The sequence below is a fragment of the Hymenobacter edaphi genome, assembly GCF_003258365.1.
Classification (GTDB): Bacteria; Bacteroidota; Bacteroidia; order Cytophagales; family Hymenobacteraceae; genus Solirubrum; species Solirubrum edaphi.
In genome coordinates this window covers 113057-139991 of the sequence record NZ_QHKM01000008.1, presented here as the reverse complement: position 1 = coordinate 139991, position 26935 = coordinate 113057, and the positions used below count along the sequence as shown (strand labels likewise).

20 protein-coding genes and 1 other RNA gene are annotated in these 26935 nt (G+C 64.0%); 10 read left to right on the top strand and 11 right to left on the bottom strand.

Annotated features, from left to right (window positions below; all coding sequences use genetic code 11):
• Positions 1-89: 89 nt before the first annotated feature.
• From rny to radC, 6 genes are all read right to left on the bottom strand, one after another.
• Entirely contained in the window at positions 90-1754 is a 1665-nt protein-coding gene (rny, locus tag DLM85_RS20370) for a ribonuclease Y (protein ID WP_111480021.1), read from the bottom strand.
• A gap of 220 nt (positions 1755-1974) precedes the next feature.
• Positions 1975-2265, bottom strand: a complete 291-nt coding sequence (locus tag DLM85_RS20365) for a cell division protein ZapA (protein ID WP_111480020.1) — start codon at positions 2263-2265, stop codon at positions 1975-1977.
• Between the two features lie 46 nt (positions 2266-2311).
• Positions 2312-2608, bottom strand: coding sequence for a hypothetical protein (locus tag DLM85_RS20360; protein ID WP_111480019.1), 297 nt, complete (start codon positions 2606-2608; stop codon positions 2312-2314).
• A gap of 128 nt (positions 2609-2736) precedes the next feature.
• On the bottom strand, positions 2737-5175 hold the full coding sequence (gene pheT / locus DLM85_RS20355) for a phenylalanine--tRNA ligase subunit beta (protein WP_111480018.1): 2439 nt from the start codon (positions 5173-5175) through the stop codon (positions 2737-2739).
• A 221-nt stretch (positions 5176-5396) separates the two neighbouring features.
• Entirely contained in the window at positions 5397-6020 is a 624-nt protein-coding gene (locus DLM85_RS20350) for a DUF1684 domain-containing protein (protein ID WP_111480017.1), read from the bottom strand.
• A gap of 60 nt (positions 6021-6080) precedes the next feature.
• On the bottom strand, positions 6081-6824 hold the full coding sequence (radC, locus tag DLM85_RS20345; protein WP_111480016.1) for a RadC family protein: 744 nt from the start codon (positions 6822-6824) through the stop codon (positions 6081-6083).
• A gap of 114 nt (positions 6825-6938) precedes the next feature.
• Here radC and DLM85_RS20340 point away from each other — a divergent pair, with 114 nt between their 5' ends.
• From DLM85_RS20340 to DLM85_RS20320, 5 genes are all read left to right on the top strand, one after another.
• Positions 6939-8186, top strand: a complete 1248-nt coding sequence (locus DLM85_RS20340) for a metallophosphoesterase (protein WP_111480015.1) — start codon at positions 6939-6941, stop codon at positions 8184-8186.
• Between the two features lie 115 nt (positions 8187-8301).
• Positions 8302-8982, top strand: coding sequence for a hypothetical protein (locus tag DLM85_RS20335; RefSeq protein WP_111480014.1), 681 nt, complete (start codon positions 8302-8304; stop codon positions 8980-8982).
• A gap of 161 nt (positions 8983-9143) precedes the next feature.
• Positions 9144-9896 carry a carboxypeptidase-like regulatory domain-containing protein gene (locus DLM85_RS20330; protein WP_165822227.1) on the top strand — a complete coding sequence of 251 codons (753 nt, stop codon included), beginning with the start codon at positions 9144-9146 and terminating at the stop codon, positions 9894-9896.
• Positions 9897-9963: 67 nt separating this feature from the next.
• Positions 9964-10878: a UV DNA damage repair endonuclease UvsE gene (gene uvsE / locus DLM85_RS20325; RefSeq protein ID WP_111480012.1), complete on the top strand. Its 915-nt coding sequence runs from the start codon at positions 9964-9966 to the stop codon at positions 10876-10878.
• Positions 10879-10893: 15 nt separating this feature from the next.
• Complete coding sequence (locus DLM85_RS20320) at positions 10894-11256, top strand: hypothetical protein (RefSeq protein WP_111480011.1); 363 nt, start codon at positions 10894-10896, stop codon at positions 11254-11256.
• A gap of 191 nt (positions 11257-11447) precedes the next feature.
• Here DLM85_RS20320 and DLM85_RS20315 read toward each other — a convergent pair whose 3' ends face one another.
• The 4 genes from DLM85_RS20315 to DLM85_RS20300 form a co-directional block, all read right to left on the bottom strand.
• Positions 11448-12761 carry a cystathionine gamma-synthase family protein gene (locus DLM85_RS20315; protein WP_111480010.1) on the bottom strand — a complete coding sequence of 438 codons (1314 nt, stop codon included), beginning with the start codon at positions 12759-12761 and terminating at the stop codon, positions 11448-11450.
• 79 nt (positions 12762-12840) lie between these two features.
• Entirely contained in the window at positions 12841-13398 is a 558-nt protein-coding gene (locus DLM85_RS20310) for a hypothetical protein (RefSeq protein WP_111480009.1), read from the bottom strand.
• A gap of 317 nt (positions 13399-13715) precedes the next feature.
• Positions 13716-14085, bottom strand: a transfer-messenger RNA (tmRNA) gene (ssrA, locus tag DLM85_RS20305).
• Between the two features lie 157 nt (positions 14086-14242).
• Complete coding sequence (locus tag DLM85_RS20300) at positions 14243-14761, bottom strand: hypothetical protein (protein ID WP_111480008.1); 519 nt, start codon at positions 14759-14761, stop codon at positions 14243-14245.
• 477 nt (positions 14762-15238) lie between these two features.
• Between DLM85_RS20300 and DLM85_RS20295 the strand changes: the two genes are divergently transcribed.
• The 4 genes from DLM85_RS20295 (at position 15239) to DLM85_RS20280 (ending at position 23204) form a co-directional block, all read left to right on the top strand.
• The gene (locus tag DLM85_RS20295) at positions 15239-17326 is read left to right on the top strand and encodes a DNA polymerase III subunit gamma/tau (protein ID WP_111480007.1); all 2088 of its coding nucleotides are present in this window, start codon (positions 15239-15241) and stop codon (positions 17324-17326) included.
• 367 nt (positions 17327-17693) lie between these two features.
• Positions 17694-20744, top strand: coding sequence for a M16 family metallopeptidase (locus DLM85_RS20290; RefSeq protein ID WP_243636072.1), 3051 nt, complete (start codon positions 17694-17696; stop codon positions 20742-20744).
• A 478-nt stretch (positions 20745-21222) separates the two neighbouring features.
• Complete coding sequence (icd, locus tag DLM85_RS20285) at positions 21223-22488, top strand: NADP-dependent isocitrate dehydrogenase (protein WP_111480006.1); 1266 nt, start codon at positions 21223-21225, stop codon at positions 22486-22488.
• A gap of 146 nt (positions 22489-22634) precedes the next feature.
• Positions 22635-23204, top strand: coding sequence for a Riean_0653 family protein (locus DLM85_RS20280; RefSeq protein ID WP_111480005.1), 570 nt, complete (start codon positions 22635-22637; stop codon positions 23202-23204).
• 212 nt (positions 23205-23416) lie between these two features.
• On the opposite strand, the gene DLM85_RS20275 is transcribed toward DLM85_RS20280, so the two are convergent.
• On the bottom strand, positions 23417-24133 hold the full coding sequence (locus DLM85_RS20275; RefSeq protein WP_133257167.1) for a hypothetical protein: 717 nt from the start codon (positions 24131-24133) through the stop codon (positions 23417-23419).
• A 442-nt stretch (positions 24134-24575) separates the two neighbouring features.
• On the opposite strand from DLM85_RS20275, the gene DLM85_RS20270 reads away from it, so the two are divergent.
• Positions 24576-26705: a hypothetical protein gene (locus DLM85_RS20270; protein WP_111480003.1), complete on the top strand. Its 2130-nt coding sequence runs from the start codon at positions 24576-24578 to the stop codon at positions 26703-26705.
• Positions 26706-26935: the final 230 nt, after the last annotated feature.

Below are 26935 nucleotides of genomic sequence, written 5' to 3'. Positions count from 1 at the left end.
GCTGACCGGAAATCAGACTTTACAGCAAACAAAAGCCGCCGCCTGCCCCGAAGGACAAGCGGCGGCGCGTTGGGCGGCAAGCTCCTGCCTTACTTGGCGTAGGCCACGGCGCGCATTTCGCGGATAACCGTGACTTTGATCTGGCCGGGGTACTGCATTTCCTTCTCGATTTTCTGCGAAATCTCGCTGGACAGCTCCTGGGCGCGGTCGTCGGTCACGTTTTCGGCATCCACGATGACGCGCAGCTCGCGGCCGGCCTGGATGGCGTAGCACTGGTTGACGCCCTTGAAGGCGTTGGCGGTTTCTTCCAACTGCTTGAGGCGCTTGATGTAGCTTTCCATCATCTCGCGGCGGGCGCCGGGGCGCGAGCCGCTGATGGCGTCGCAGGCCTGGATGATGGGCGAAATCAGGGCCGTCATTTCCATCTCGTCGTGGTGGGCGCCGATGGCGTTGACCACGTCGGGGTGCTCCTTGTACTTCTTGGCCAGCTCCATGCCCAGGATGGCGTGGGGCAGCTCGGGCTCCTCGGCGCTGACCTTGCCGATGTCGTGCAAGAGACCGGCGCGCTTGGCGTGCTTCACGTTCAGGCCCAGCTCGGCGGCCATGGTGGCGCAGAGGTTGGCTACTTCGCGGCTGTGCTGCAGCAGGTTCTGCCCGTACGACGAGCGGAAGCGCATGCGGCCCACCATCTTGATCAGCTCGGGGTGCAGGCCGTGAATGCCCAGGTCAACGATGGTCCGCTCGCCGATTTCGACGATTTCCTCCTCGATGTTCTTGCGGGTCTTGGCCACGATTTCCTCGATGCGGGCCGGGTGAATGCGGCCGTCCTTCACCAGCAGGTGCAGGGACAGGCGGGCAATTTCGCGGCGCACCGGGTCGAAGCCCGAGATGATGATGGCCTCGGGCGTGTCGTCGACGATGATTTCGACGCCGGTAGCGGCTTCCAGGGCGCGGATGTTGCGCCCCTCGCGGCCGATGATTTTGCCCTTAACGTCGTCCGATTCGATGTTGAACACCGACACGCAGTTCTCGATGGCGTGCTCGGCGGCGGTGCGCTGAATGGTTTCCAGCACCACTTTCTTAGCATCCTTGGTGGCCGTGAGGCGGGCCTGGGCCACGGTGTCCTTGATGAAGGACGAGGCCTGAATCTGGGCTTCGTTTTTCAGCGACTCTACCAGCTGCTCGCGGGCTTCGGCGGCGGTGAGGCCGGCAATGGTTTCGAGCTGCTGCTGCAGCTGGTGGCGCAGGGCGTCGGCGGCTTCCTGGTCTTCCTGCAGCTGGGCGGCCAGCTGCTCGTGGTGCAGGCGGCGCTTTTCTTCCTGGGCCTCGAATTTCTCCTGCTGGCGCTGGGCCTCGTTGGAAACCTTCTCGCGCAGCGTGTCCAGCTCCTTTTCCTTGCGCTGCACCTGCTCCAGCTGGCGCTGGGTGGCCTGGGTGAGCTGCTTCACGCTGGCTTCCTGCTGCACCACCACTTCGCGGCGCTGGCTCAGGTCCTGATCGGCTTCCTGGCGGAGGCGGCGGATTTCCTGCTCGGATTCGTTCCGAACCTGGCGGGCCTTGTCTTTGGCCTGCTGGATGCGCTCCTCGCGGAGGCGGTTGGCCTTGGCCTCGGCTTCCTGCAAGAGCTCAGCGGCGCGGCCCTGGGCCTGCGCTTCTACGTCCTGCCGGGCTTTTCCGGCCATCTGCCGGCCCAGGAAGAAGCCCACGACGAGGGCGACGACCGCGGCCAGCACGATGTATATTATTTCGGGCATGGTATGGTGATGTTGGGGAGGATGGAACAAGCACCATAGCCTGCGTCGAATGGGCTGCCGCAACGGCAGGTTTCCGGACCGGGCCGTCTGCCCAAGGGTCCTTTCGGGTTAGTCAGCCGTGAGCGGCGGGGCGGTCAGACGGCCAGAAGGGTTATTGGCCTGGGGCGCGGGCCCAAATCGTGACTGCTCGGCACTCACTGCCAAGTATCTATGCTCATTGTCAGGCAAGCACCACCGACGAGAGCAGCTGATCGAGGCGTTCGAGGCGTTCGGTCAGCGCGGCGTCGGTACCGTCCTTTTCCTTAGAAGCCTTCATGCGGTCGGCCAAAGTGGTCAGCGCAATCATGGCCAGCAGGTCCTGTTTGTCCTGGATGCCGTACTGCTCGCGAAATTCCTTGATCCGCTCGTTCAGAAGGCGGCCCGCCAGGCGGAGGCGCTCCTCTTCCTGCGGCGACACCCGCAGGGGGTAGTCGCGGTCGGCAATGCGGATTTTGATGGATAGTTCGGTCACGGTCGGGCGAGAGGCGTTTCGGGTGGGGTCGGTGGTGTGGTGCAGGTTATTCCCTCAAATAGGCAAGGCACTTATCTAGTTCGCGGATGTATTCGTTGAGACGTTGTTTCAGCTCGGTTGCGGTAGCCGGTTCGGCGGCTATGGTATTAGCAAGTTTAACAATATTTTCCTGGTTCTGGTGCTCCCGCAGCTGCCGGTCCCGGTCGCGCACTTCGGCCTGCAGCTGCTGGATGGTGGTGTGGGCATCGGCCAGCTCCTCGCGCACCTGCTGATAGGCAGCCACTAACGTGGTTACCTGCCGCTCCATGCGGTCCAGTTGGGCAAGCTGCTGGGGTGAGGCCATTGGGGGTCGTTTTTCGTTATTGGTTTTTTGTTTTTCGCGGGAGACGATTCGGAGGCTCGGTTCAGGTTATTCGTGCGGGAAAGCGGCCGGGCCGAAAAACGAAAAACCAATAACGAAAAACGAACGCACTATTTGCGAATCACGGCGCCGGCCTGCTGCTCGAACTGGGTCATGAGCTTCTGCATCACCTGGTCGATGGCCTGGTCGGTGAGGGTCTGCGTCGGGTCTTGCAGCAGGAAGCTGAGGGAGTAGGACTTCTTGCCGGCGCCCAGGTTTTCGCCCTGATACACGTCGAACACGTTCACCTCGCGCAGCAGCTTCCGCTCGGCCTTGCTGGCAATCTGGCGCAGCTGGTCGAAGGTCACGGCCTGGTCGACTACCAAGGACAGGTCGCGGCGGACTTCCGGGAACTTGGGCAGCTCCTGGGCGGTGAGGGCGCCGCGGTATTTGCGCAGCAGCCATTGCCAGTCCAGCTCGGCGTACCACACGGGCTGGGTCACGTCGAGCTGCTTGAGCACCTTGGGCGAGACGCTACCAAGGTGCACGACGGGCTGATTATTTAAGAGCAGCGTGAGCCCCCCGTTCAGGTAAGCGTGCTGCACGGGCTGCTGGCCCGAGGGCGTGAAGCCCAGGCTGCGCAGCACCTGCAGCACCGCGCCGGCCAGGTGGTGGTAGGCGGTTTTCTCGTCTTTCTGCTGCCAGCTCTCGGCCTGCACGTTGCCCGTGAGGTAGATGGCCAGCGTGGGCTTTTCTTTGTAGCTGCCGTCGTCCTGGCGGTGGTAGCTGCGGCCGAACTCGTAGAGCTTCAGGTCGCGCTGCCGGCGGTTGACGTTGTGACGGATGATTTCCAGGCCCGAGTGCAACAGCGAGGGGCGCATCACGTCGAGGTCGGCCGAGTTGTAGTTGAGCACGCGCACCAGGTCGGCGGCGGGCTGCTCGGGCGTCTCGAAGTAGCGGGAGTTGACCAGCGAGTTGGTGATGATTTCGGAGTAGCCCTGGCCGCTGAGCAGCTGGCTCACGTCGCGGCGCAGCACTTCGGGGTCGGGCGAGGGGAACTTGGCCAGGAACGCGGCGGCGTTGAAGCTGCGCAGCGGCACGTGGTCGTAGCCGTAGATGCGCAGGATTTCCTCCACCACGTCGGCTTCGCGGGTCACGTCGACGCGGTAGGGCGGCACCGATACCAGCCACTCGGCGGCGCCGGTTTCGGTGGTGCCTTCCTCGGTGATGAGGATGTCGAGGTCGGTGAGAATCTGGCGGATGCGCTCCGGCGCGATGTAGTGGCCGATGAGCTTCTCGACCCGCGGCAGATTGAGGCGCACTGCGGTGTGCTCGATGTGGCGCGGGTACACGTCCACCACCGGGGCGGCCACGCGGGCGCCGGCCACGTCCTGCAGCAGCAGGGCGGCGCGCTTCAGGGCCAGGGGCACCATATGCGGATCGGTGCCGCGCTCGAAGCGGAAGGAGGCGTCGGTTTTGAGCTGGTGGTTCTGGGCGGTCTTGCGGGCCACGGCGGGCTCGAAGTAGGCGCTTTCCAGCAGTACGCGGGTGCTGCCCTCCGTCACGCCCGACGACTTGCCGCCGAACACGCCGGCCAGGGCCAGCGCGGTGCCGGTGGCGTCGGCAATGACGAGGTCTTCGGCCTTGAGCGTGCGGTCGGTGCCATCGAGGGTGGTGAGCTTCTCCCCCGCCCCGGCGCGGCGCACCCGGATGCCCTGCCCGCCGATTTTGTCGGCGTCGAAGGCGTGCAGGGGCTGGCCCAGCTCGTGCAGCACGAAGTTGGTCACGTCCACCACGTTGTTGATGGGCGCGAGGCCGATGCTGCGCAGGCGGCGCTGCAGCCACTCCGGCGAGGGGCCTACCTGCACGCCGTCCAGCAGCAGGCCGGCGTAGCGCGGGCAGCCCTCGGCGTCCTCAATTTCGACGGTAATGTTGCCCGCCGGCGCTTCCGCAGGCGCATGAAAGCCGCTCACATCGGGCAGCTGCACGGGCTGGCGCAGCAGGGCGCGCAGGTCGCGGGCCACGCCGAAGTGCGAGGCGGCGTCGGCGCGGTTGGGCGTCAGCCCAATTTCGATGATGTGGTCGGACGTGAGACCGAAGTACTGGGCGGCCGGCGTGCCGTTGGGCAGGTCGGTATCGAGCACCATAATGCCGGCGTGCGACTGGCCCAGGCCGATTTCGTCCTCGGCGCAGAGCATGCCCTCGGAGGCCGCGCCGCGGATTTTCGACTTCTTGATCTTGAACGGCTCCCCGGTGCTGGGGTGCAAGGTGGCGCCTTCCAGGGCCACCACCACGCGCTGGCCGGCTGCCACGTTGGGCGCGCCGCACACGATGTTGCGGATGGTGCCGTCGCCCACGTCCACGGTGGTCACGCTTAGCTTATCAGCGTCGGGGTGCTTCTCGCGGGTGAGCACCGTGCCCAGCACCACGCCCTGCAGGCCACCGGGCACGCTTTCCAGCTCTTCCAGGCCTTCCACTTCGAGGCCGGAGCTGGTGAGCAGAGCCGAAATATCGGCGGGCGTTTTATCGGTGGGGAAGAGCGTGCGGAGCCAGTCGAGGGAAATCTTCATAGTTGTCAGGGGTCGGTTGTCAGTTGTCAGACCAGGGCCGGCAACGACAGCGGAAAGGCAAAGATAGACCACGGCGGGGCTATGATGCTTTTCCTGGGTGACAACAACGTTTTTAGCCCGCCGAAGGCGCAGAGGGTTCCGCGCAAGGCGCAGGGGCCGTTCACCGGCCGCCGTTCAACGACGGCGGGTAGTGCGACTTGGAGTCGTACTACCACCAGCCGCTACTCCTTATAGCTCTTCTCGCCGGCCGGTATTTCGATGGTCAGCCAGTTTTCCTTGGGCGGCATGGGGCAGGAAAAATTGCCGCCGTAGGCGCAGTACGGGTTGTAGGTGCGGTTGAAGTCGAGGGTGATTTGGCGGTCATTCTCGCCGGGCATTTCCACGTCGAGGTAGCGGCCGCCGCCGTAGCTGCCGTGGCCGTTGGTGCGGTCGGTGAAGGGCACGAACAGCGTCGGGTCGGTCTTGCTCACGCGCTGCAGCAGCGTGACGGTCTGCTTGTGGCTTTGCCAGTCGAAGCTGACGCGGGCGTAGCGGGTATACTTATCGGCCCCGCCCTGGGTGAGCGGCAGGCTGATGGTGTCGCCGGGCGGCAGGCGCTGCAGATCGGCGCTGATGCGCCAGATGGCCTGGGGCGCGTAGTAGCGCAGGCTGTCGAAGTTTTCGTGTAGCTCCTCGGGCAGCGGGGAGGTGCGGTGCCCGCGGAACTGCTCGTTTTTCTGCTTCCGCTCCTGCTTGAGTTTGAGCAGGTACTGGTCGTCGCTGAAGACGAGGTCGGTGGCCACGTAGCCAACGACGAATACCAGACCTAAGCCGAGCAGAATTTTGGGGGCAGAAAGAGAAGCCATGCGGCAAAGGTAGCGGTGCCGCAACTGGCAGCGGGCTGCCGCTGACTTGCAGAACCGCCGCTACAAAATCCCCTCATCGGCGAAGCTGTAGTAGCCGCGGTCGGTGTAGATAAGGTGGTCGAGCACGGGCAGGTCGAGGAAACCGCCGGCTTCCTTGAGCTTCTTGGTGAGCATGATGTCGGCGGCGGAGGGCTGGCGGTTGCCGCTGGGGTGGTTGTGGACGAGGATAATCGAGGAGGCCAGCTTTTCCAGGGCCTGCTTGAAAATTATCTTCGGATCGGCCACGGTGCCGGCCACGCCCCCGCTGCTGATTTTCTCGTGGCGCATCACCACGTTGGCCCGATTCAGCATAATCACCCAGAACTCCTCGTGCGGAAGGTCCTGCAGATTGGGCCGGATCAGGTTGTAGATATCGGTGGAGCAGGTGATGGTGACGCGCTCCGCGGCGGCCGTTTCCTTGCGGCGCCGGCCCAGCTCCAGCGCGGCCACTATCGTTATGGCCTTGGCCTCGCCAATGCCCTTGTGGCGCATCAGCTCCTTCACCGAGAGCTTGGCCAGCTCGTTGAGGTCGTTGCCGGTGCTGGCCAGGATGAGCTTGGCCACGTCGACGGCCGACAATTTGGTGGTGCCCGAGCCGAGCAGAATGGCCATCAGCTCGGCGTCGGAAAGGGCGGCGCGGCCTTTCAGCAGCAGTTTTTCGCGGGGGCGGTCTTCCTCGGCCCAGCTCTTGATGCTGAAGCTTTGGGGCACTTGGTAGGCGCTGCGCGGGGTTTCTTCCTCCGCCAGGATGTCAACCGAATTCATAGGGCACTGGAATTGTTATGGCTTCTCAAGTAAAGTAAAAATCCGACTCACGCGTCTACCTGCGCAGTTCGCCGGCCGAACCTTAATGCCGGTCGGCCGGTTTGCCCCCTGTCTATGTCAAGAAGTCTGTTTCCGTTTCTCTTTCTGGCGTTTGTCGTGTTCGGCGAATGGTACGGCTTTCAGGCCGTCCGCACCCTGGTGCAGCACGCCGAACCCGCCACGCGCCGCCTCGTCACCGCCCTGTACTGGGTGCTGACGGTCGTTATCTGGGGCCTGGGCATCTGGGCCATGAATTCGCGCCGCGAGCACGCCTCCTACAAGGCCTACTTCGGCGGCCTGCTGCTGGCCATGATTGCCGCCAAGCTGGTCGTGGTCATTCCGCTGCTGCTCGAAGACGTGACCCGCCTGGGCCGCTGGGCCTTTCAGCTGATGTCGCCGCCTACGCAGAGCACCGGCGGCCGGACCATTTCGCGCTCGGAGTTTCTGAGCAAAGCGGCTCTGGTGGCCGGCGCGGTGCCCTTCGTGTCCTTGCTCTGGGGCATGGTGAAGGGTGGCACCGATTACACCGTCAAGCGCGTGGTGCTGCGCTTTCCCAACCTGCCCGTGGCCTTCGACGGCTTCAAGCTGCTGCAGATTTCGGACCTGCACACCGGCTCGTTTCAGTCGAAGGAGCCTCTGCAGCGCGCCGTGGACCTGATCAATAAGCAGGGCGCCGATTTGGTGTTCATGACCGGCGACCTGGTCAACAACTTCGCCCACGAGGTGGAGGAGCACATCGACACGCTGGCCGGCATCAAGTCCCAGCTGCCCATCTACTCCATCCTCGGCAACCACGACTACGCCGACTACGTGAACTGGGACGAGCTGGGCGGCCGCGAAGCCAAAGCCGCCAATCTGGTGCGCATCAAGCAGAACCACGCCAAAATCGGCTGGCAGCTGCTGCTCGACGAAGCCCGCGTCATCGAGCGGGGCGGCGAGAAAATCAGCATCCTGGGCGTGCAGAACTGGGGTGCCCGCGGCTTTGCGCAGTACGGCAACCTGGCCAAAACCCACGCCGCCGCCGACCCCACGGCCCCCTTCAAGATCCTGCTCTCGCACGACCCCTCGCACTGGGACGGGCAGGTGCAGCAGTACCCCGACATTGACCTGACGCTGAGCGGGCACACCCACGGCATGCAGTTCGGCGTGAACCTGCCGTGGATGAAGTGGAGCCCGGTGCAGTACGTGTACCGGCAGTGGGCGGGCCTCTACCAGCGCGGGCAACAGTACCTCTACGTCAACACCGGGCTGGGCTTTATCGGCTACCCCGGCCGGGTGGGCTTCCTGCCCGAAATTACGGTGTTTGAGCTGCGACGAGCTTGATAATCACGGGAGAATGTAACGATTCCGGTACCGCGGCGTACAAAGCAACAGGACAATTCCTCCGGGTTTTGTCCTGTTCTGTTTCTGACTTCTCCCAAGACACCTTTCAATTCCCATGAAAAAGTACCTCATGCTGCTCTCGTGCGCCGGTGTGCTCACGATGGCATCTTGCTCGCAGGATAAATCGGCCGATACGGCCACCACCGATACCACCTCGGCCGATGCCAGCGGCAGCGGCAGCGCGGCCATGGGCGGCTACTCCGACGCCGATTACAACAGCCGCGCCGACCGGATTTCGGGCGACATGGCCACCAAGATGAAGCTCGACGAAGCCACCCGCGCCAAGGTGCGCACGGCTTATTACAACCGCTCGAAGCGCCTCGGCGAACTGCATAACCAGTACGCCACCGACACCACTGGCATGGCCGCCGCCATGCGCGACGTGTATTCGGAAACCGATACGGAACTGAAATCGGTGTTTACCGACCCGGCCCAGTACTCGGCCTACGAAACCAGCCGCGACGAGTACCTGGAGGACCGCTACATGACCACGTCCAACAGCATGTCGGACGGCTCGTCCATGGATTCGGAGGGCTCGATGTCGTCGGATATGAGCACCACCACCACGACTACCACGACCGAGGAAACCACCACTTCGGACATGGGCGGCGGCTCGGGCAGCGGCATGGCCATCGATAAGCTGAAGGCCAAGGATGCCGAGGGCAACAAGATCAAAGTGAAGGACAACGGTAAGGTGAAAACCAAAACCGCTGACGGCGACAAATCGAAGATGTAGGCCGGTTGGTCGATTTTCTTTCCACAAACGCCGCTTCGTTCGCAACGGAGCGGCGTTTTTTTGGCTCCTTGCGCTGAGCCTTGCCTACTTTGTGGCCGGTTTTGGTGTTGTTGCGCTGAATGATTGCCAGTTTGATTTGCTTTAACACAACTAGGGGCCGCTTGGCGGCGCTGCTGCTGCTGAGCCTGGGGCTGGCTCTGCCCGCCGCCGCTCAGAAACGCTTGGTGCGCGTCACCGGCTCGGTGAGCGAGCGGCAGACGCGCAAGCCCGTGCCCGGCGCCACCATCCTCAACCTGAGCACCCGCCGCGGCGTGGTGGCCGATGAGCAGGGCGACTTCGACATCCGCGTCAACAGCACCGACACGCTGGAGTTTCGGGCCGTGGGCTTTCAGGCCTACCGCCTGCCCATGGGCAACACCGGCCTCTCCCAGCTTATCGTGCAGGTGAAGCTGGAGCGCGCCAGCGTGCAGCTCACCGGCGTGACCATCCGCGAAGGCCGCCCCGACGACGCCACCATCAGCCGGGCCCTGCGCAACGTGCGCCGGCAGGCCCCGCCGCCCAATGCCGTGAAGCGCGCCCCGCGCCCGCAGCCGCTGTTTCCCGTCGACTCAACCGCGCCCAAAGCCCCGGTAGCCACGCTGCAGAACCCCATCAGCCTGCTCTACGACCAGTTTTCACGCGAAGGAGCCCAGCGGCGTAAGCTGGAGGAAATCGAGGAAGAGAAACGTATCGAGGCCGAAATAGCCCGCCGCCGTGCTTACAACCGCTATTTCCGCATCAACAAAGGTTACGAAGTAAAGCAGGACTCCACCCGCCGGCCCGTCACGGCGCCGTGGCAGCTGCCCTCGTCGCAGCCCGCGGTGCCGGTGCAGCCCGTGCAGCCGCCCGCCGGCGCCCTGGCCCCGAAGCCGTAGCCCCTCGTTCGCGCTGCTCAGCGCTGCCGCGGCCAACCCACTGCGGCCCGGCGGCGTAAGGCCTGATATGAGAATAGGGTATCCCTGCGTCAACGAGTCGCTCGACTGCACCACGGCCAGCACGTTCCGCCTGGCGTCGTACTCCGACGAGCGGGTGGAGCAAACCGTCCGGAACAACCTGGCCTGCCTGCTGCGCATTCTGCAGTACAACGTGCAGCACAACCTGCGCTTTTTCCGCATCGGCTCGAACCTCGTGCCCTTCGGCTCCCACCCTATCAACACTTTTCCCTGGCAGACGCATTTCGCGGCCGAGTTCCGGGCCATTGGCGACTATATAAAGGCCCACGACATGCGCGTGTCCTTTCACCCCGACCAGTTCGTGGTGCTCAACTCGCCCGACGCCGGCATCGTGCAGCGCAGCGTGCAGGAGCTGGTGTACCAGGGCTCGATGCTGGACCTGATGGGCCTCGACGGCACGGCCAAGCTCCAGATTCATGCCGGCGGCCTCTACGGCGACCGGGAATCGGCCCTCACCCGCTGGATTGCCACCTACAAAACCCTGCCCGACGCGGTGAAGCGCCGCCTCGTCGTCGAAAACGACGACCGGCTGTACTCGCTGCAGGACTGCCTGCGCCTGTTCGACGCGGTGGGCGTGCCCGTGCTCTTCGACAACTTCCATCACGAATGCCTGAACAGCGGGGAGCCGATGAGCATGGCCGTGCAGCTGGCCGCCGCCACCTGGCACCCCACTCACGACGGCCCGCTGATGATTGACTACAGCTCGCAGGCCCTGGGGGAGCGGAAGGGCAAGCACACCAACACCATGCAGGAAGACCTGTTTCGCAGCTTCCTCGAAGACCTGCGCGGCATCGACGCCGATATCATGCTCGAAATCAAAGACAAGGAAGCCAGTGCCCACCGCGCCTGCGCCATCCTCACCGATTTGGGCCGCCTGGCCCCCGTTTCCACTCCTGCCCTCTGAGCCCCTCTAATCCCTATGGCTACTTCCGCCACCACCGCCGACCTGCTTGCCGACACCATCCACGCCCTGCAAAGCGGCCTGACGTCCCTTCCCATCAGCCAGGCCATGGACACCACCGAGGCCTGGCAGCAGCAATTCCTGCAAAGCGGCATTCCCGAACTCCAGGACATAGCCCGCGAAATTGGCAACTTCCAGTCCCTGCTCACCAGCCAGCCCCTCGACGGCCCTGCTCTCGGCCGCTCCCTGGGCATGCTCGGCGCCCAGATCAGCGACATCCTGCCCCACGCGCCCGAAGACCGGAAGCTTGGCCTCTCCCAGCTCAGCACGTTGCTGCTGCGCATCGGCGGCGAGCTGGAAACCGACAACAACGGCCGGTAAGCTACCCGCACCGCCGATACAATCCGCACTGACCAAAAACAGCACCGCCCGAAACCTGCAGATGCAAGTTTCGGGCGGTGCTTGTGTTACCGTGGTGCCGCGAGAGGAAGAATTGGCTACGCCTTCCGGCGGTTGCTTCGCTCGCAATGACGGCGGGGTGAACCGTGGGCTTCCTTTACCAGCCAGCGCGGCTAAATCATGGCGTCGTACTGCGCTTCGGCGGGAATTTCCACGCTGGCAAAGGCCTGGGCGAGGTCGGCCATCAGGTCCTGCGGGTCTTCCACGCCGATGCTCAGGCGCACCATGCTGCTGCTGATGCCCATTTCGCGCTGGGTGGCCGGCTCGATGTCGGAGTGCGTCATGGTGGCCGGGTGCTCGGCCAGGCTTTCGGTGCCGCCCAAGCTCACGGCCAGCTTGATGAGCTGCAGGCTGTTGAGGAAGGCAAAGGCTTCGGCCTCGCCGCCGCGGATGTCGAAGGAAATCATGGAGCCGGGCGAAAGGCACTGGCGGCGGTAGATATCCTGCTGGGCCGCGTCGTGCTCCAGGTGGCCGAGGTAGTAGGTGCGCGTCACCTGCGGATGCTCGCGCAGCCAGTCGGCAATAATCTGGGCCGAGTGGGCGGCGCGCTCCATACGCAGCTTCAGCGTTTCGAGGCTGCGCATGAGCATCCAGCCGGTGTTCGGGTCGCACATGGTGCCCATGAACGTGCGCATGGCCCGCACTTCCTTCATCAGCGCCTTCGAGCCCAGGGCCGCGCCGGCAATCAGGTCGGAGTGGCCGCCCAGGAACTTGGTGGCGGAGTAGATAATCAGGTCGGCGCCGTGCTTGAGCGGGTGCTGAAACACCGGGCCCAGAAAAGTATTGTCGACCACCACGCGGCAGGGCCGCTCGGCCGAGCCGGCCCGGCGGGCAGCGGCCACGCAGGCGTCGAGGTCGACGAGGTGGTTGGTGGGGTTGGCGGGCGTTTCCACGTAGAGGACGGCCAGCCGCTCGCCCAGGGCTTCGGCGCGGGCCAGCAGCTCGTCGGCCGGCAGCGTGGGCGAGAAGCTTTCGGCGGTGATGCCGAAGCGCGGCAGCACGTTTTTCAGGAAGAAATCGGTGCCGCCGTACACGGGCTCGGCGTGCAGCACCACGTCGCCGGGCTTGAGCAGAGCCAGCAGCGAGGTGCTGATGGCCGCCATGCCCGAGGCAAAGGCGGCGGCGTCCTCGGCGCCGTCCCAGAGGGTGAGGCGGTCCTCCAGGATTTCCAGCGAGGGGTTGTTCAGGCGCGAATAGATCAGGCCCATTTCCTCGCCGGGGTCGGCCTGCCGCAGGCCGTAGGCCAGCTCGAAAAAGGCCTTACCTTCCTCGGCCTTGCTGAAGACAAACGTCGACGTCTGGAAGATGGGGCACTTGATGGCGTTTTCGCTCCACTCGGGGTTGAAGCCGTAGCTCATCATCAGGCTCTCGGGCTTCAGGGCGCGCCCGTTGAGCTCCGCTTGCTTGCGCAGTTCTTTTACTTTCATGGGGGTGGGATGGGGAAGTGGCAGTCTACGAAGGTAGAAAATTGCCCCAACCCGGACCCGAACGTTCGTTTGGTTGACGCTATGCTTCCTCCAATCCGAGCGCGGCAGTGGGGTTTTCCAATTGCCAGTGTTGCGCAATGACGCGGCAAAGCATTACCATCTCCGTGTGGGTAAGCGTGTTCTTGGCATAATTGATAGCCATGCTCACGAACTGAACGTTGCCCGCCACGTAGCCAAGCCGGCTATCAATCCGGTCCAGGGAGGCCGTGTGTATCACGTCGTTGCAAGCATGATGGCCAGGCTGCACCAATGTCAGCCCGGTATAGGGGCATTTTCCCTGCTGGTTCTCCCACTGCTGCACCAAGTCATCCAGCGTAGTCGTAGCGTCGTGGCCTCGACGACAGCACCGTCGCAGGTGTTCCCGAAAGCCGGTATACCGGTCACGGTAGTTGGCGGCGTGACGGGCAATGACATAGGTAGCGGCCGGATCGTACGCGGGCAGATTCTCCCGGCTGGCCCGTCCGCTGCAGGCGCGGGTGCAGTACGCCTGGCGCCCCAGCCGCTGGTTGCGTTTGGCTTCGCGTCGCTGGAACGCCTTGCCACAACTCGCACAAACCAAGTCTACGTACCGTTCCATAACCGTAAATACGGATCGGTACGGGCAATAAAAAAGCCAACCTGCAGAGCAGATTGGCTTTTCTTGAGTTGTGGAGCTGCAGGGAGTCGCCTGACTGATTTCCACTGGTTTCCCAGCGGCATGGACTATCTCTTCTTCTCCTGCCTCGCAGGAGAAGTCGGACGCTCTAGCCGGTTATTAAGGGCGCTTCAGCCCTCCGGTAGTCTCTGCACCTTCCGGCCGTGTACGGCCGGCTTGGCTCAGGATTGGCATATTGGCGGCAGAGCCCCCAACGTAGCTTTCCCTGAATTCATCCGATTTATTACCCATCCGTCGCCGGGTGGGAGGTCCGATCTTGAACCCTGGTCCAGACAAGGAAGACGACGAGCTTTCTACGTGTGTATCTATGCTTGAATTTTCGAAGCAACCGAGGCGCACATCAGGCCTATAGGTTACCCTTATCTACTAGAGTTTCGCCTGGGCGTCGCAGCGCCACCCAGACTATCCTAATGCTTTCGACACCCCGAACTCACCCGTGAAAAGGAAGACGGATGCGGGATGATGGCTAATGCTTAGTACCTAGACTAGGCAGCCATGGCGTACGAGTAGTCGCCAGGTATTTTTCGGATGATTTTTTAGCGGGAGATTCGTCCAACTCCCGACACGCTTACTCGTGACTTGCACGAGCTGTCAATTCCGGTCAGCCCCAAATGTGTAAGAACGATGCCCCGCCGAGCGGAGCGGGCTGCGAAGGTAGCGCAACCAGAGCAATAACGGTGGAAGGGGGGTAAAAAGTTTCCCGGAACGGGCGAATCGGGCCCGGCCGATTCGCCCGTTCCGGGAAGTCTTTGCGTGCGGGCCGGCCTTAACCGAGCACCGGCGCTTTGCCGGGTGCGGCGGCCGGACGGCTGGCGGCCTGGGCCGGCCAGAAGGCGCGGAAGGCCATGTAGGCGGCCAGCGGGGCTTCGATCAGCAGCACCAGCTTGCGGCCCCAGCCGCTGCGCACCAGCAGGTCGACGAGGCCGGGGTCGGCGCCGCCGAAGCTGCCCACGGGCAGGCGGGCCAGCAGCCCCAGCCCCCACACTACCACGTGGCAGGCCAGCGCGGCCCACAGCACACCCCGTGGCACCGAAGTGGGCAGCAGCCAGACCAGGGCCAGCAGGGCGGCCGTCTGTACGCCCGATAAAATGGTTAGCAGCAGGGCGGTGTTGTCGGTGCTGGCCATTTGCCAGGCCGCCAGATCGGCCGCACTCAGGTAAGAGCTGGCATCGGCCGCGTTGCGCAGCTCGGCCCATTCGGTGAAAATGGCGGCCCCCAGGCAATAAAAGGTGAGCAGCACATAGGCCAGCAGCAGCCCGCGGGAAAGCGTAGAGGTAGGGTTCATTGGGAAATGATTAGGGGTCCGGGATGTCGCCACCCGCCACCACGGCGGGCAACCTGTCTATCCAGGTATAATATAGTGCAATCAATATTATAATACAAATTTTAATTAGCAAAATTACAACATATGCTGGCTGGCGTTGAACTGGTGCCTACTAAAAATCAGCAACGCTGTGCAAATCTGCCGCAAACGAGCTGCCGCAAACGAGCTGCTGCAACGCATTAGCTGGACTACTGCATCAAGGCGCAGGGCATGAACGCAATTATTCGAGGCGCGGCAGCTCAGACGCGGTGGCGGAAGGCCAACAGTAACGGTTTAACGTGGCGGTGCCAGTCGGAATAAGCAACGGGCTTGGGCCGCGCAAAGTAGGCCGCTCACTCGGCGCTGCCTCCTGGCATCGGCAGAGCGGGCGGGGGCCGCTACCGGCCGAACTTTCCTTTCCCGGCCCGCCTTTTAGGGGTATCTTTGTGGCTAGGAGTTATGGAGAATTTTGTCGTTTCGGCCCGCAAATACCGTCCCGCCACGTTCCGCAGCGTGGTTGGGCAGCAGCACGTAACCACCACGCTGCAGAACGCCATCGTGACCGGCCACCTGGCCCAGGCATTCCTGTTCTGCGGCCCGCGCGGGGTGGGCAAGACCACCTGCGCCCGCATCCTGGCCAAGACCATCAACTGCACCAACCTGACGGCCGAGGCCGAGGCCTGCGACACCTGCGACTCCTGCCGCGCCTTTAACCAGAGCGCCTCGTTCAACGTGCACGAGCTGGATGCGGCCTCCAACAACTCGGTGGAGGACATCCGCTCACTGGTGGAGCAGGTGCGCTACGCCCCGCAGCAGGGCCGCTACAAGGTGTACATCATCGACGAGGTGCACATGCTCTCGAACGCGGCCTTCAACGCCTTTCTGAAGACGCTGGAGGAGCCGCCGGGCTACGCCATCTTCATCCTGGCCACCACCGAGCGGCACAAGATCATTCCGACGATTCTGTCGCGCTGCCAGATCTTCGACTTCAACCGCATCAAGCTCGACGACATCGTGGGGCACCTGGGCTACATTTCGGGCCAGGAGCAGGTGACGGCCGAGGACGACGCGCTGCACCTCATTGCTCAGAAAGCCGACGGCGGCCTGCGCGACGCGCTGAGCATTTTCGACCAGATGGTGACCTTCTCGGGCCATCAGCTGAGCTACCGGGCGGTGGTGCAGAACCTGCACATCCTCGACTACGAGTACTACTTCCGCCTCACCGACTACTGCCTGCGCCAGGATTTGAGCCAGACCCTGCTGCTGCTCGATGAGGTGGTGCAGAACGGCTTCGATTTGCACCAGTTCGTCATCGGGGCGGCCGAGCACCTGCGCGGGCTGCTGGTGTGCAAGGACCCGCAGACGGTGCAGCTGCTGGAAGTATCGGAGGGCCTGCGCCAGCGGTACGCCGACCAGGCAAGGCAGGCGCCGCTGAGCTTCCTGGTGACCGGCCTGAACCTGCTCAGCCAGTGCGACCGGGACTTCAAAGCCGCCAAAAACCAGCGCCTGCACGTGGAGCTGATGCTCATGAAGCTGGCCTACCTGCGCCAGGCCGTGCAGCTCACGCAGGAAATGGTAGCCTCGGCCAGCAACGGCGAGGCTAAAAAAAAAACTGACGGTATAGCCCCGGCCGCCGCCCCGACGCCCGCTCCGGCTACGAATGGCTCGAACGGCAACGGCTACGCAGCCAACGGCCAGGGCACAAACGGCCAAAGTGCCACCAACGGCGCGGCCCCGAACAGCTACGCGACGCCGGCGCCCGGCCCCCGCGTGGCCCAGCCGCTGGCCAACACCCAACAACCAATAACCGCCAACCAGCTGGCCCACGCCCCGGCTGCGCCTGAGCCCATTGTGCCGGTGCAGAGCGGAGTGGCGGAAATGCACCCAACGCCCAGCATCGAAAACGAGCTGGAGGAGCAGCCTTCCACCCACCGGCAGCTGGTGGATACGCTGCCGCACGTGGAAGCGGGCCGCCCGAGCGTGGCCGGGCACGAGCCCGGCAGCCGGCCGCTGGTAGCGAATCCGGACCCGGTGTCGACGGCGCCCGGCAGCGCCCGGCCAGCGGCCAAGCCGCTGGCTATTCCGAAGATGAACCTGCAGGCGCTGAAAAGCCAGGCCACGCAGCAGCGCCAGGAAACCCAGGCCGCCGTGCTGGAAGAAGAAGCCGCCGCGCCCGTTACCGGCAGCATCGATCAGCAGCGGCTGCAGCAGGTGTGGCGCGAGCTGGCGGAAGGGCGCAAGCAGATCAGCATGAGCGAGTTTACCATCCTGAACCGCCCGGTGCAGGCCGATGCGCAGCACGTCGTTCGGCTACAGCTGGAAAACACGGTGCAGCTCGACCAGTTCAACGCCTTCAAGCCCGAATTCATCACGGCCCTGCGCCAGCGCACCGGCTACCGCAGCCTCAGCATCCAGACCGAGGTGACGCACCAGGAGCACAACGCCATGCGCCTCTACACCTCCTCGGACCGCTTCGAGTACCTGGCCCAGAAATTCCCGGTGCTGCTGGAAATGAAGCAGAAGCTGGGCCTGGACACGGATTTCTAAGCTGTCGGTAACACTGGCCGTCATTGCAAGGTGGCCCACCATGCCGCGCATCAAGCGGCGTCAATCCTTCCGCGCGCGGCACGACGGCCTGATACGCACCAACCAAGAACGGCCCCGCCCGAAACCGCTGATGCTGGTTTCGGGCGGGGCCGTTCTTGGGCAGCAGGCATTGGCTCGGCGGGGCTATTGAAGGACCGATTGGCTACGCCTTGCGGCGGGTGCCGCGCCTCGCTCGCAATGACAGCCGGTGCGGCTGGCTGCCTCCAACCGCTGGGTAAAGCGCCGGCGGGCAACTCGTAGGGCTTGACTGGTGTTATTCGGACCTCGCTACCTTTGGCTTCCCCCATACTCCATTCCGTTGCTATCCGTGAAAAACCCTTCCCTGCTCCTGCTGCCCGCCGTGGCGGCGCTGGGGCTCATGACCCAATGCCAGTCGAGCAAGCCGGCGGCTACGGCCACTGCGCCGGCTCAAACTGCGCCCGCCGCCCCTGAAGCACCCAAGCCCAAGGAATACAAGTACACCACCGTCGAGGGCGACCCGCTCAAGACGCGCATCTACACCCTGGACAACGGGCTGACGGTGTACCTCTCCGACTACGACGACGCGCCGCGCATCCAGACCTACGTGGCGGTGCGCGCCGGCTCCAAGAACGACCCGCACGACGCCACCGGCCTCGCGCACTACCTGGAGCACATGGTGTTCAAGGGCACCTCGCGGCTGGGTGCGCAGGATTTCGGCGCCGAAAAGGCCGAGCTGGCCAAAATCGAGGCGCTGTATGAGCAGTACCGCGGCACCCGCGACGCGGCGCTGCGCAAGAAGTACTACCACCAGATTGACTCCGTGTCGGGGGTGGCGGCCAAGTACGCGGTGGCCAACGAGTACGACAAGCTGATGGGCGCCATCGGGGCCAAGGGCTCCAACGCCTACACCTCGGTGGAGCAGACGGTGTACCAGGAGGACATTCCCTCCAACCGCGTGGAGCAGTGGGCCTCGGTGCAGGCCGAGCGGTTTGGGGAGCTGGTGCCGCGCCTGTTTCACACCGAGCTGGAAGCCGTGTATGAGGAGAAAAACCGCGGCCTCGACAACGACTTCAGCAAGGAGTTTGAGGCCCTGAACCGCAGCCTGTTTCAGAAGCACGAGTACGGCACGCAGACCACCATCGGCACCATCGAGCACCTGCAGAACCCCTCGATTACGGCCATCAAGGCGTATTTCGACCGGTACTACGTGCCCAACAACATGGCCGTGGCCATGAGCGGCGACCTGGACTTTGACCAGACCATCCGCCTCGTCGACCAGTACTTCGGCAAGCTGAAAAACAAGCCGGTGCCTACGTTTACGCCCGCCCAGGAAGCGCCCATTACCGCGCCCATCGTGACGGAAGTGAAGGGCCCGAACGCCGAGAACGTGATGATTGGCTTCCGCTTCCCCGGCACGGCTACGCCCGACGCCTTGGTGCTGCGCATGATCGACAAGATTCTGACCAACGGGCAGGCCGGCCTCATCGACCTGAACCTGAACCAGAAGCAGGCCGTGCTCGAAGCCCAGAGCTTCGCCGACTTCAACAACGACTACTCGACCCACGTGCTCTACGGCACGCCGCGCCAGGGCCAGTCGCTGGATCAGGTGAAGGCGCTGATGCTGGCCCAGCTCGACAAGGTGAAAAAGGGCGACTTCCCGGAGTGGCTGATTCCGGCCATCATCAACAACGAGCAGCTGCAGCGCACCAAGAGCTACGAAAGCAACGAGGCCCGCGCCGGCGCGTTCGTGGCGGCCTTCGTGGCCCGCGAAGACTGGAAAGACTACCTGCAGCAGTTCGAGCAGTTCGGCAAAATCACCAAGGCCGACGTGATGCGCGTGGCCAATCAGTACTACGGCCCCGGCTACGCCCTCATCTACAAGCGCACCGGCAAGGACACCAGCACGCCCAAGGTCATCAAGCCCGCCATTACGCCGGTGCCCGTCAACCGCGACGCCTCTTCTGACTACTACAAGCAGGTGGTGGCCCTGCAGGCGCCTGAGCTGCAGCCCGTATTCCTCGACTACAAGAAGGACATCCAGCAAACCGAGCTGAAGCCCGGCCTGCCCCTGTTCTACACCAAGAACTCGGAAAACAACCTGTTCTCGCTGTTCTACGTGCTCGACATCGGCACCAACAACGACCCCAAGCTGGGTCTGGCCGCCGATTACCTGAAATACCTGGGCACCGGCAAGTATTCGGCCGCCCAGCTGCAACAGGAGTTCTACAAGCTCGGCTGCTCCTTCGACGTGAGCAGCAGCCCCGACCGCGTGTTCGTCAGCCTCTCGGGCCTCGACAAGAACATGGAGCCGGCCCTGCAGCTGTTTGAGCAGCTCTTGAACAACCCCACGCCCGACCCGCAGGCGCTGAAGGACATGACGGCCGGCATCCTCAAAAACCGCCAGGACGCCAAGCTCAACAAGGGCGTCATCCTCAGCCAGGCCATGCTGAATTACGTCAAGTTCGGCCCCAAGAACCCCTTCACCAACATCGTCAGTGCCCAGGAGCTGAAGACGCTCAAGCCCCAGGAGCTGATCAGCCGCATCAAGCAGCTGGAAACGTACCAGCACCGCGTGCTGTACTACGGGCCGCGGGCAGTAACCAAGGTAACGATATCGGCTGCCAACAAAACGGGCAATGCTGCTTCTACCTCTACCGCTCTTCCTGCTGACGCCGGCATTACCGAAACGCTGCTGACCCTGCACCAGACTCCCGCCAAGCTCACTCCCACCCCGCCCGCCAAGGACTTTGCCGAGCTGCCGCTCAAGGACCGCCGCGTCTACTGGACCGACTTCAACATGGTGCAGGCCGAAATCCTGTTCCTCGCCCGCGGCGACGCCTACGACAAGGCCCTGGTGCCCACGGTGAGCCTCTACAACGAGTACTTCGGCGGCAACATGGGCAGCATCGTGTTTCAGGAGCTGCGCGAGTCCAAGGCCCTGGCCTACTCCGCCACCTCCCGCTACGCCAACGCCGACAAAGCCGGCCGCTCCAACTACCAGCTCAGCTACATCGGCACCCAGGCCGATAAGCTGCCCGAGGCCATGGCCGGCATGGAAACCCTGCTCAACGACATGCCCATGGCCGAGGCCAACCTCAGCATCGCCCGCCAGAGCATCCGCAACTCGATTGCCACCGAGCGCATCACCAAGTCCGACGTGCTCTTCGCCTACGAGCGGGCCAAGCGCCTCGGCCTCGACTACGACCTGCGCCGCGACGTGTACGAGCAGACGGCCAACATGAGCCTGGCCGACCTCAAGAAGTTTCAGGAAGCCCGCGTGAAAGGCCGCCCGCAAACCGTGCTCGTCATTGGCTCCAAAGACCGTCTGAACTTCAAGGAGCTGGCCAAGTACGGCCAGGTGCAGCAGCTCAGCCTGAAGGAAATTTTCGGGTACTAGAACACAACTCCCCTCCTCAGCCGAGGAGGAGACGCGGCAGCTTTAGCTGCCGCTGGGGTGGCTGACGGGCGTCCGCGCCGTCAGGCTCCCACTTGCCACTCAGCTAACAGCCAACGCCCACCGCGTTGGCTGTTCTGTTTGTTGATAATGCCAATCGTCAGGCTACCTCCCTCCTTTTTATATCACGCATCAAGCAAGACAGGGTGCTGGGAGCAGGGGCGCCCACGCGGCGTGGACGCCCGTCGACCACTCCGGCCGTGGCTGGCGCAACGGCGGCCTTTCCTCGGCTGAGGAGGGGCGCTCTGTTCGCGCCGCGCCGCATATACGACATTTTTTCCAAACACTTGTTTCCCCCCGATTTTAGTCGGTGCTTTGCATCCTATTTCGCCCCGGGTACGTCCCACCGCCCGCCCGAAATGGCTATTTCATCCCAACCACAACCCACTAACCCCCGCGTCATTTCCTGACAACGCATCATATGGCTGACCAGAAGATTACCATCAAGAACGGCAAACTTAACGTTCCTGACCGCCCCACCATTCCGTTCATCGAAGGCGACGGCACCGGTCCCGACATTTGGGCAGCCTCGGTGCGCGTGTTCGACGCAGCCGTTGAAAAAGCCTACGGCGGCGCACGTAAGATTGAGTGGAAAGAAGTACTGGCCGGCGAAAAGTCGTACAAGCAGCTCAACAACTGGCTCCCCAACGATACCCTCGATGCCTTCCGCGAATACCTCGTCGGCATCAAAGGCCCGCTGACCACCCCCGTGGGCGGCGGCATCCGCTCCCTGAACGTGGCCCTGCGCCAGGAGCTGGACCTCTACGCCTGCGTGCGCCCCGTGCGCTGGTTTGAGGGCGTGCCCTCCCCGGTAAAGCAGCCGGAGCTGACCGACATGGTCATCTTCCGCGAAAACACCGAGGACATCTACGCCGGCATCGAGTACATGAACGGCACCCCGCAGGCCCAGAAAATGCTGGAATTCCTGCAGGACGAGATGGGCGTGAAGAAAATTCGCTTCCCCGAAACCTCCTCCTTTGGCATCAAGCCGGTGTCCAAGGAAGGCACCGACCGCCTCGTGCGCGCCGCCATCAACTACGCGCTGGAAAACAAGCGCGAGTCGGTGACGCTGGTGCACAAGGGCAACATCATGAAGTTCACCGAGGGCGCCTTCAAAACCTGGGGCTACGAGCTGGCCGAAAAGGAATTCGGCGACAAGGTGTTCACCTGGGCCCAATTCGACAAGCTGGCCGCCAAGCACGGCCAGGACGCGGCCAACGCCCACATGAAGAACGAGCTGGCCTCGGGCAAAATCCTGATCAAGGACAGCATCGCCGACGCCTTCCTGCAGCAGATCCTGCTCCGCCCCGCCGACTACGACGTGGTAGCCACCCTGAACCTCAACGGCGACTATATCTCCGACGCCTTGGCCGCCATCGTGGGCGGCATCGGCATCGCGCCGGGCGCCAACATCAACTACCTCACCGGCCACGCCATCTTCGAAGCTACCCACGGCACCGCGCCCAAGTATGCCAACCAGGACAAGGTGAACCCCGGCTCCGTCGTCCTCTCCGGCGCCCTCATGCTGGAGTACCTGGGCTGGCAGGAAGCCGCCGACCTCATCTACAAAGGCCTCGAAGCCGCCATTGCCGCCAAGCGCGTCACCTACGACTTCGAACGCCTGATGGACGGCGCCACGCTGCTGAAAACCTCGGAGTTCGGCGACGAGATTATCAAGAACATGTAAGTGCGTTGGCTTCGGCCCAAAAAAACCCCGCGTTGGCGCAAGCCGGCGCGGGGTTTCTGTTTTATTTCCCGGCAATCAGGGTCGTACAATCAACCATTCCCCGTTTTTATCTTTACAAGGAGAGTAGCTTATTATTTTCCGTTGCTATGAAGTATAGCTTGATTTTCACCCTGGCGCTGGTATCGGTGGCAGGGTGCCGCAACAGGGAGCCCGCGCCCGCATTTCAATTGCCTGCGGCCACGCAAACGGGCGCCAACACGATGGGCTTCGTCGTGGATGATCGGGTGTGGCAGAACCACGGGCGGCGCTGCACGATGTATGGCTGCCACGACAACCAACTGCGCGGGTACGTGGAAACAGAATACAACGGCGCGCAGGAGTTTGTACTGACGGCGGGGCTAAATGCCAAGGATATTGACGAAGGATTCAGCTTGAGTATTGACTCGCTACGAGGGCCAGGTGTGTATGACGCTGAGCTTTTTCCCAACAGCACCACCAATAGCAGACTGCGCAATTCGCTGTACTTCGGCAATACCAAACAAAACCAATCCTACTGGAGCAGGCCTCAATCCTCGTCGCGCATTGTTGTCACGCGTCTCGACACGGTAGCGCGCATCATATCTGGCACGTTCGAGGGACGCCTGTACAATCTGAACGACCCAGCTGCCTCGGTTGTCATTCGTGACGGCCGATTTGATGTCAAGTACGAGCAGTAGCTAGGTTCCCCCACCTGGCGCGAGTTTAGCGCAGCATAACTCGTGCTCAACCATGACGTGGAGGCTGTGCCTCCACTGCCCAATACGGAACTGCACAACCCAACAGGGCACCCCGCCACCGGGGTGCCCTGTTACGTTTCAGCCCAAAACTCATTGAACGCACCCCCTCTCCTTTTCGGAGAGGGGGCTGGGGGCTGAGGCGTACGTGCGGTCTACCCCGCCGGCTCCTCCTTAGCCTCCCGCTCCCGCCGCACCCGCTTCAGCAGCTGCGTCAGCGTGTAGTTCTTCACCTTGGCCTTGTCCACGCCGCGGTACAGGCTCTTGCCGTCGGCCATCAGCTCCTGCATCAGCTGGCACAGGTGGCTGAGCGCCTGCAGGTTCTCCTGCGTCACGCCCTGCTGCCGGGTCTGGGCCACGTCCTGGGCGGTGCTGCCGGCGGCCAGCGTCTGGCGCAGCGTCCGCAGTTGCTCGGTTTCCTCGGCTTTGTGGCCCTTGGCCTGCAGCGCGGCGGCGTTGGCCTCCAGGTTCTGGAGCAGGGTTTTCAGGGCCAGCTCCAGCCGCTCCGGGTCTTCGGCCACCACGGCGTCGCGCACGGCTTTCACCCCAAAGGCCTTCAGCGGCACCGTCAGGCCCTCGGCCCGGCGCAGGCGCGCCTCGAGGCGGTTCAGCAGCAGGGGCAGCTGCCGCATGATGGTCTGCACCTGCTGGCCCAGCTGCTGGCTGCGCCCGGCCGCGCTGCGCTGGCTGCCCGAGTCGTCGGCCGCCTGCAGGCGGGCGTCCAGGTCGGTCAAAAACGGCTTGCCATCCTCCTCCGGCAGTAGCTCCACAAAATCGGCCTCGTCGGCCTGGTAATGCGCCCGCAGCAAACGAGCCAGCGGCACCACTTCTTCGGCGCGGCAATTAAACAACGGCTTTAAACGATCCGGCATAGGCTAAACGGGAATGAAGGGGAATAAGCGGGCTAATGCGAGCCGGTTGCCGCCACGTTTCCAACCTTCATCACTCCAGATTACCGATTTCTCAACTCGATACCAGGCCCCACCGATCCGCTGCCCGGTATCCCCGACACGTTCCCAGCACCACCGACACGCTACCCAGCACCCGCGACCCGTTTCCAGCGCGGCCGACACGTTACCCAGCACCGCCGATATCCTTTCCAGCCCGGCCGACACCGTTCCCAGCGTGGCCGATGCGCTTTCCAGCGCTTCCGACAGCCACTCCAGCTGCCGCAAATCATCCACTATGGCCCCATGCCGGCAGTTTCAGTTTACATCAACGCTCCATCAACCGGAAAACGCCCTACCCACTCACCGAAAAACCCTAAAAACTACGGACCTTTAGCCTTCGACTTGTCCCCACCCCCCCTCCCGCATGCACACCTTTACGTCCCTGCGCCGCCGCACCCTGGCGGTACTAGCCCTCTTGCTCAGCGCCGCCCTCGCGGCCCGCGCCCAGTTTGCTACCCCCGCCCTCGACGGCACCATCACGGCCGCCGAATACAGCGGCAACAACGGCGGCACCTGGTACCTGACCTGGGACGACACCTACCTCTACATTGCCAAAACCGACGGCAACGCCGCCGAGCAGACCCTCATCTACCTCGACGTAGACCCCGTGCTGCCCGCCACCAGCGGCAGCAACGCCAACGGCAATACCGCGGGCCTGAACGACTACAACATGACGCCCAACCTGCCTTTCCGGGCCGACGTGCGCGTGTACATGCAAAACAGCTACATCGAGTTTCAGACCCGCAACGGCAGCGGGGGCTGGGGTGGGTTCAGCAGCCCCAGCACCGGCAACATCGAGTTGCTGCGCAGCGGCAACAACCGCGAGCTGCGCATCCGCTGGGCCAGCCTGCCCGGCCTCACCGGCCGCCCCGCCAGCTTCAACTGGCTGGGCATGCAGGGCTCCACCGGCTCCCCCTCCTTTATCTACGACCAGACGCCCGGCGCCAACTACGCCGGCAACAGCAGCAGCACGCCCGACTTCCGCTACTACTTCACCGTCAGCAGCACCGCCAACGGCGCGGCCACCAACCCCTTCAGCCGCACCAGCTTCACGTATGCCAACGCCGCCAACCTCAACCTCGGCGCCCTCAGCCTCTACGATTTCAGCCTGAACGCGCCCGGCGGCAGCGTCACCCGCACTGGCGGCGCCTGGACGGTCGACGGCTCCCTGGTGATGCTCAACGGCACCCTCGACTTCGGCAGCAGCAGCACCGCCCTCACCGCCCGCAACGTGGCCGTGGGTGGCAACAGCACCCTGCGCCTCTCCAGCGCCATCGGCGGCGACCTGAACGTGAAAGGCAACCTGAGCATCGTCGGCACCTTCCAGCCCAACAACCGCTCTGTCGACCTCACCGGCACCACCCAGAGCATCAGCGGCGGGGCCCCCACCACGCCCATCGTATTCGATTACCTGAACGTGGGCGGCAGCGGCACCAAGACCAGCACGGCGCTGCTGACCGTCAACCAGGCCCTGAACTTTCAGGGCGGTATCCTGAGCACTGGCACCCAGACGCTGACCCTGGCCGGTAACGCCACCCTCAGCGAAACCGCTACCAGCTACCTGCGCGGCCGCCTGCAGATGAGCCGCGACCTAAGCCAGGTGGGCACCACCTACACCTACCCCGACGGCCTGCAGCTCACGCCCCGGGCCGCGCCCCTGCCCGGCCTCACCACCGCGCTGCGCACCACCGGCACCGCTGCCACCGGCGACGCGGGCAACGCGAGCATCCTGCGCCAGTACCAGCTGACGGCTCCCACCAGCACCGGCCTGCGCTACGACGTGGTCTTTCCCTACCGCGACGCGGAACTGAACGGCATTCCCGCCGCCAACCTGTACCTCTACCGCTCGGCCACCGACGGCGCGCCCTGGCAGCCGCTGCCGGGCGCCAGCGTCGATGCCGGCGGCCGCACCGTCAGTCGCCCCGGCCTCACCGACCTGGGCACGCTCACGCTGGGCAACGCCGCCGCGCCCCTGCCCGTGACGCTGCTGGGCTTCGCGGCCGAAGGCGCTGGCCCGGCCGCCGTGGCCCTGCGCTGGACCACGGCCCAGGAAAAGAACAACGCCGGCTTCGGCGTGGAGCGCAGCGTCGACGGCCGCAACTTCACGCCCATCGGTACCGTGGCCGGGGCTGGCAGCAGCAGCAGCGCCCGCAGCTACCGGTTTGTCGACGCCGGCGCCCGGCGCACCACCACGCTCTACTACCGCCTGCGCCAGACCGATTTCGACGGCACCACGGCGTACTCCGCCGTGGCCGCCGTGGCCGCCGCCGCCACGGCCCTGCAGCTGGTGCCCAGCCCCGCCCACGACTGGCTGAGCGTAACCGCCGCCGGCGACACCCACGCCCCCGCGGCCACCGTGCTCGACCTGCAGGGCCGCATCCGGCTGCGCGGCCCGCTTTACCACGGCCAGGCGCGGCTGTACGTCGGGGCCCTGCCCGCCGGCGTGTACGTGCTGCGCGTGGGCGGGCAGACCGCCCGCTTTCTGAAGCAGTAGCCAGCCAGTCGTTCTGCCCCTCCGCGGCGCCACCGGCCGCGCGGCCCCGGCTGGGCGGCTCTTTCCGTTTCGGTTCCCGGCCATTGGTGTCGGTCGGCGGCGCCCCGGCAGCGGGGCGCCGCTTTTGTTGCTGGCCGGGGTGGCCGCTGGCTTTCCTCATCGGCGGCCCTCGCGCAGCCCGGTGCCGGGCCGGTATCGAACAAATTGCCCGCGCTGTTACTTTCCGTTCC

Bases quoted from the DNA above. Each gene is read 5' to 3' on its own strand.
- rny (WP_111480021.1), bottom strand. From the start codon at position 1,754: ATGCCCGAAATAATATACATCGTGCTGGCCGCGGTCGTCGCCCTCGTC.
- DLM85_RS20275 (WP_133257167.1), bottom strand. From the start codon at position 24,133: ATGCCGGATCGTTTAAAGCCGTTGTTTAATTGCCGCGCCGAAGAAGTG.
- DLM85_RS20280 (WP_111480005.1), top strand. From the start codon at position 22,635: ATGAAGTATAGCTTGATTTTCACCCTGGCGCTGGTATCGGTGGCAGGG.
- pheT (WP_111480018.1), bottom strand. From the start codon at position 5,175: ATGAAGATTTCCCTCGACTGGCTCCGCACGCTCTTCCCCACCGATAAA.
- DLM85_RS20335 (WP_111480014.1), top strand. From the start codon at position 8,302: ATGAAAAAGTACCTCATGCTGCTCTCGTGCGCCGGTGTGCTCACGATG.
- DLM85_RS20340 (WP_111480015.1), top strand. From the start codon at position 6,939: ATGTCAAGAAGTCTGTTTCCGTTTCTCTTTCTGGCGTTTGTCGTGTTC.
- uvsE (WP_111480012.1), top strand. From the start codon at position 9,964: ATGAGAATAGGGTATCCCTGCGTCAACGAGTCGCTCGACTGCACCACG.
- DLM85_RS20350 (WP_111480017.1), bottom strand. From the start codon at position 6,020: ATGGCTTCTCTTTCTGCCCCCAAAATTCTGCTCGGCTTAGGTCTGGTA.
- DLM85_RS20360 (WP_111480019.1), bottom strand. From the start codon at position 2,608: ATGGCCTCACCCCAGCAGCTTGCCCAACTGGACCGCATGGAGCGGCAG.
- DLM85_RS20300 (WP_111480008.1), bottom strand. From the start codon at position 14,761: ATGAACCCTACCTCTACGCTTTCCCGCGGGCTGCTGCTGGCCTATGTG.
- DLM85_RS20295 (WP_111480007.1), top strand. From the start codon at position 15,239: ATGGAGAATTTTGTCGTTTCGGCCCGCAAATACCGTCCCGCCACGTTC.
- DLM85_RS20270 (WP_111480003.1), top strand. From the start codon at position 24,576: ATGCACACCTTTACGTCCCTGCGCCGCCGCACCCTGGCGGTACTAGCC.
- icd (WP_111480006.1), top strand. From the start codon at position 21,223: ATGGCTGACCAGAAGATTACCATCAAGAACGGCAAACTTAACGTTCCT.
- DLM85_RS20310 (WP_111480009.1), bottom strand. From the start codon at position 13,398: ATGGAACGGTACGTAGACTTGGTTTGTGCGAGTTGTGGCAAGGCGTTC.
- radC (WP_111480016.1), bottom strand. From the start codon at position 6,824: ATGAATTCGGTTGACATCCTGGCGGAGGAAGAAACCCCGCGCAGCGCC.
- DLM85_RS20315 (WP_111480010.1), bottom strand. From the start codon at position 12,761: ATGAAAGTAAAAGAACTGCGCAAGCAAGCGGAGCTCAACGGGCGCGCC.
- DLM85_RS20320 (WP_111480011.1), top strand. From the start codon at position 10,894: ATGGCTACTTCCGCCACCACCGCCGACCTGCTTGCCGACACCATCCAC.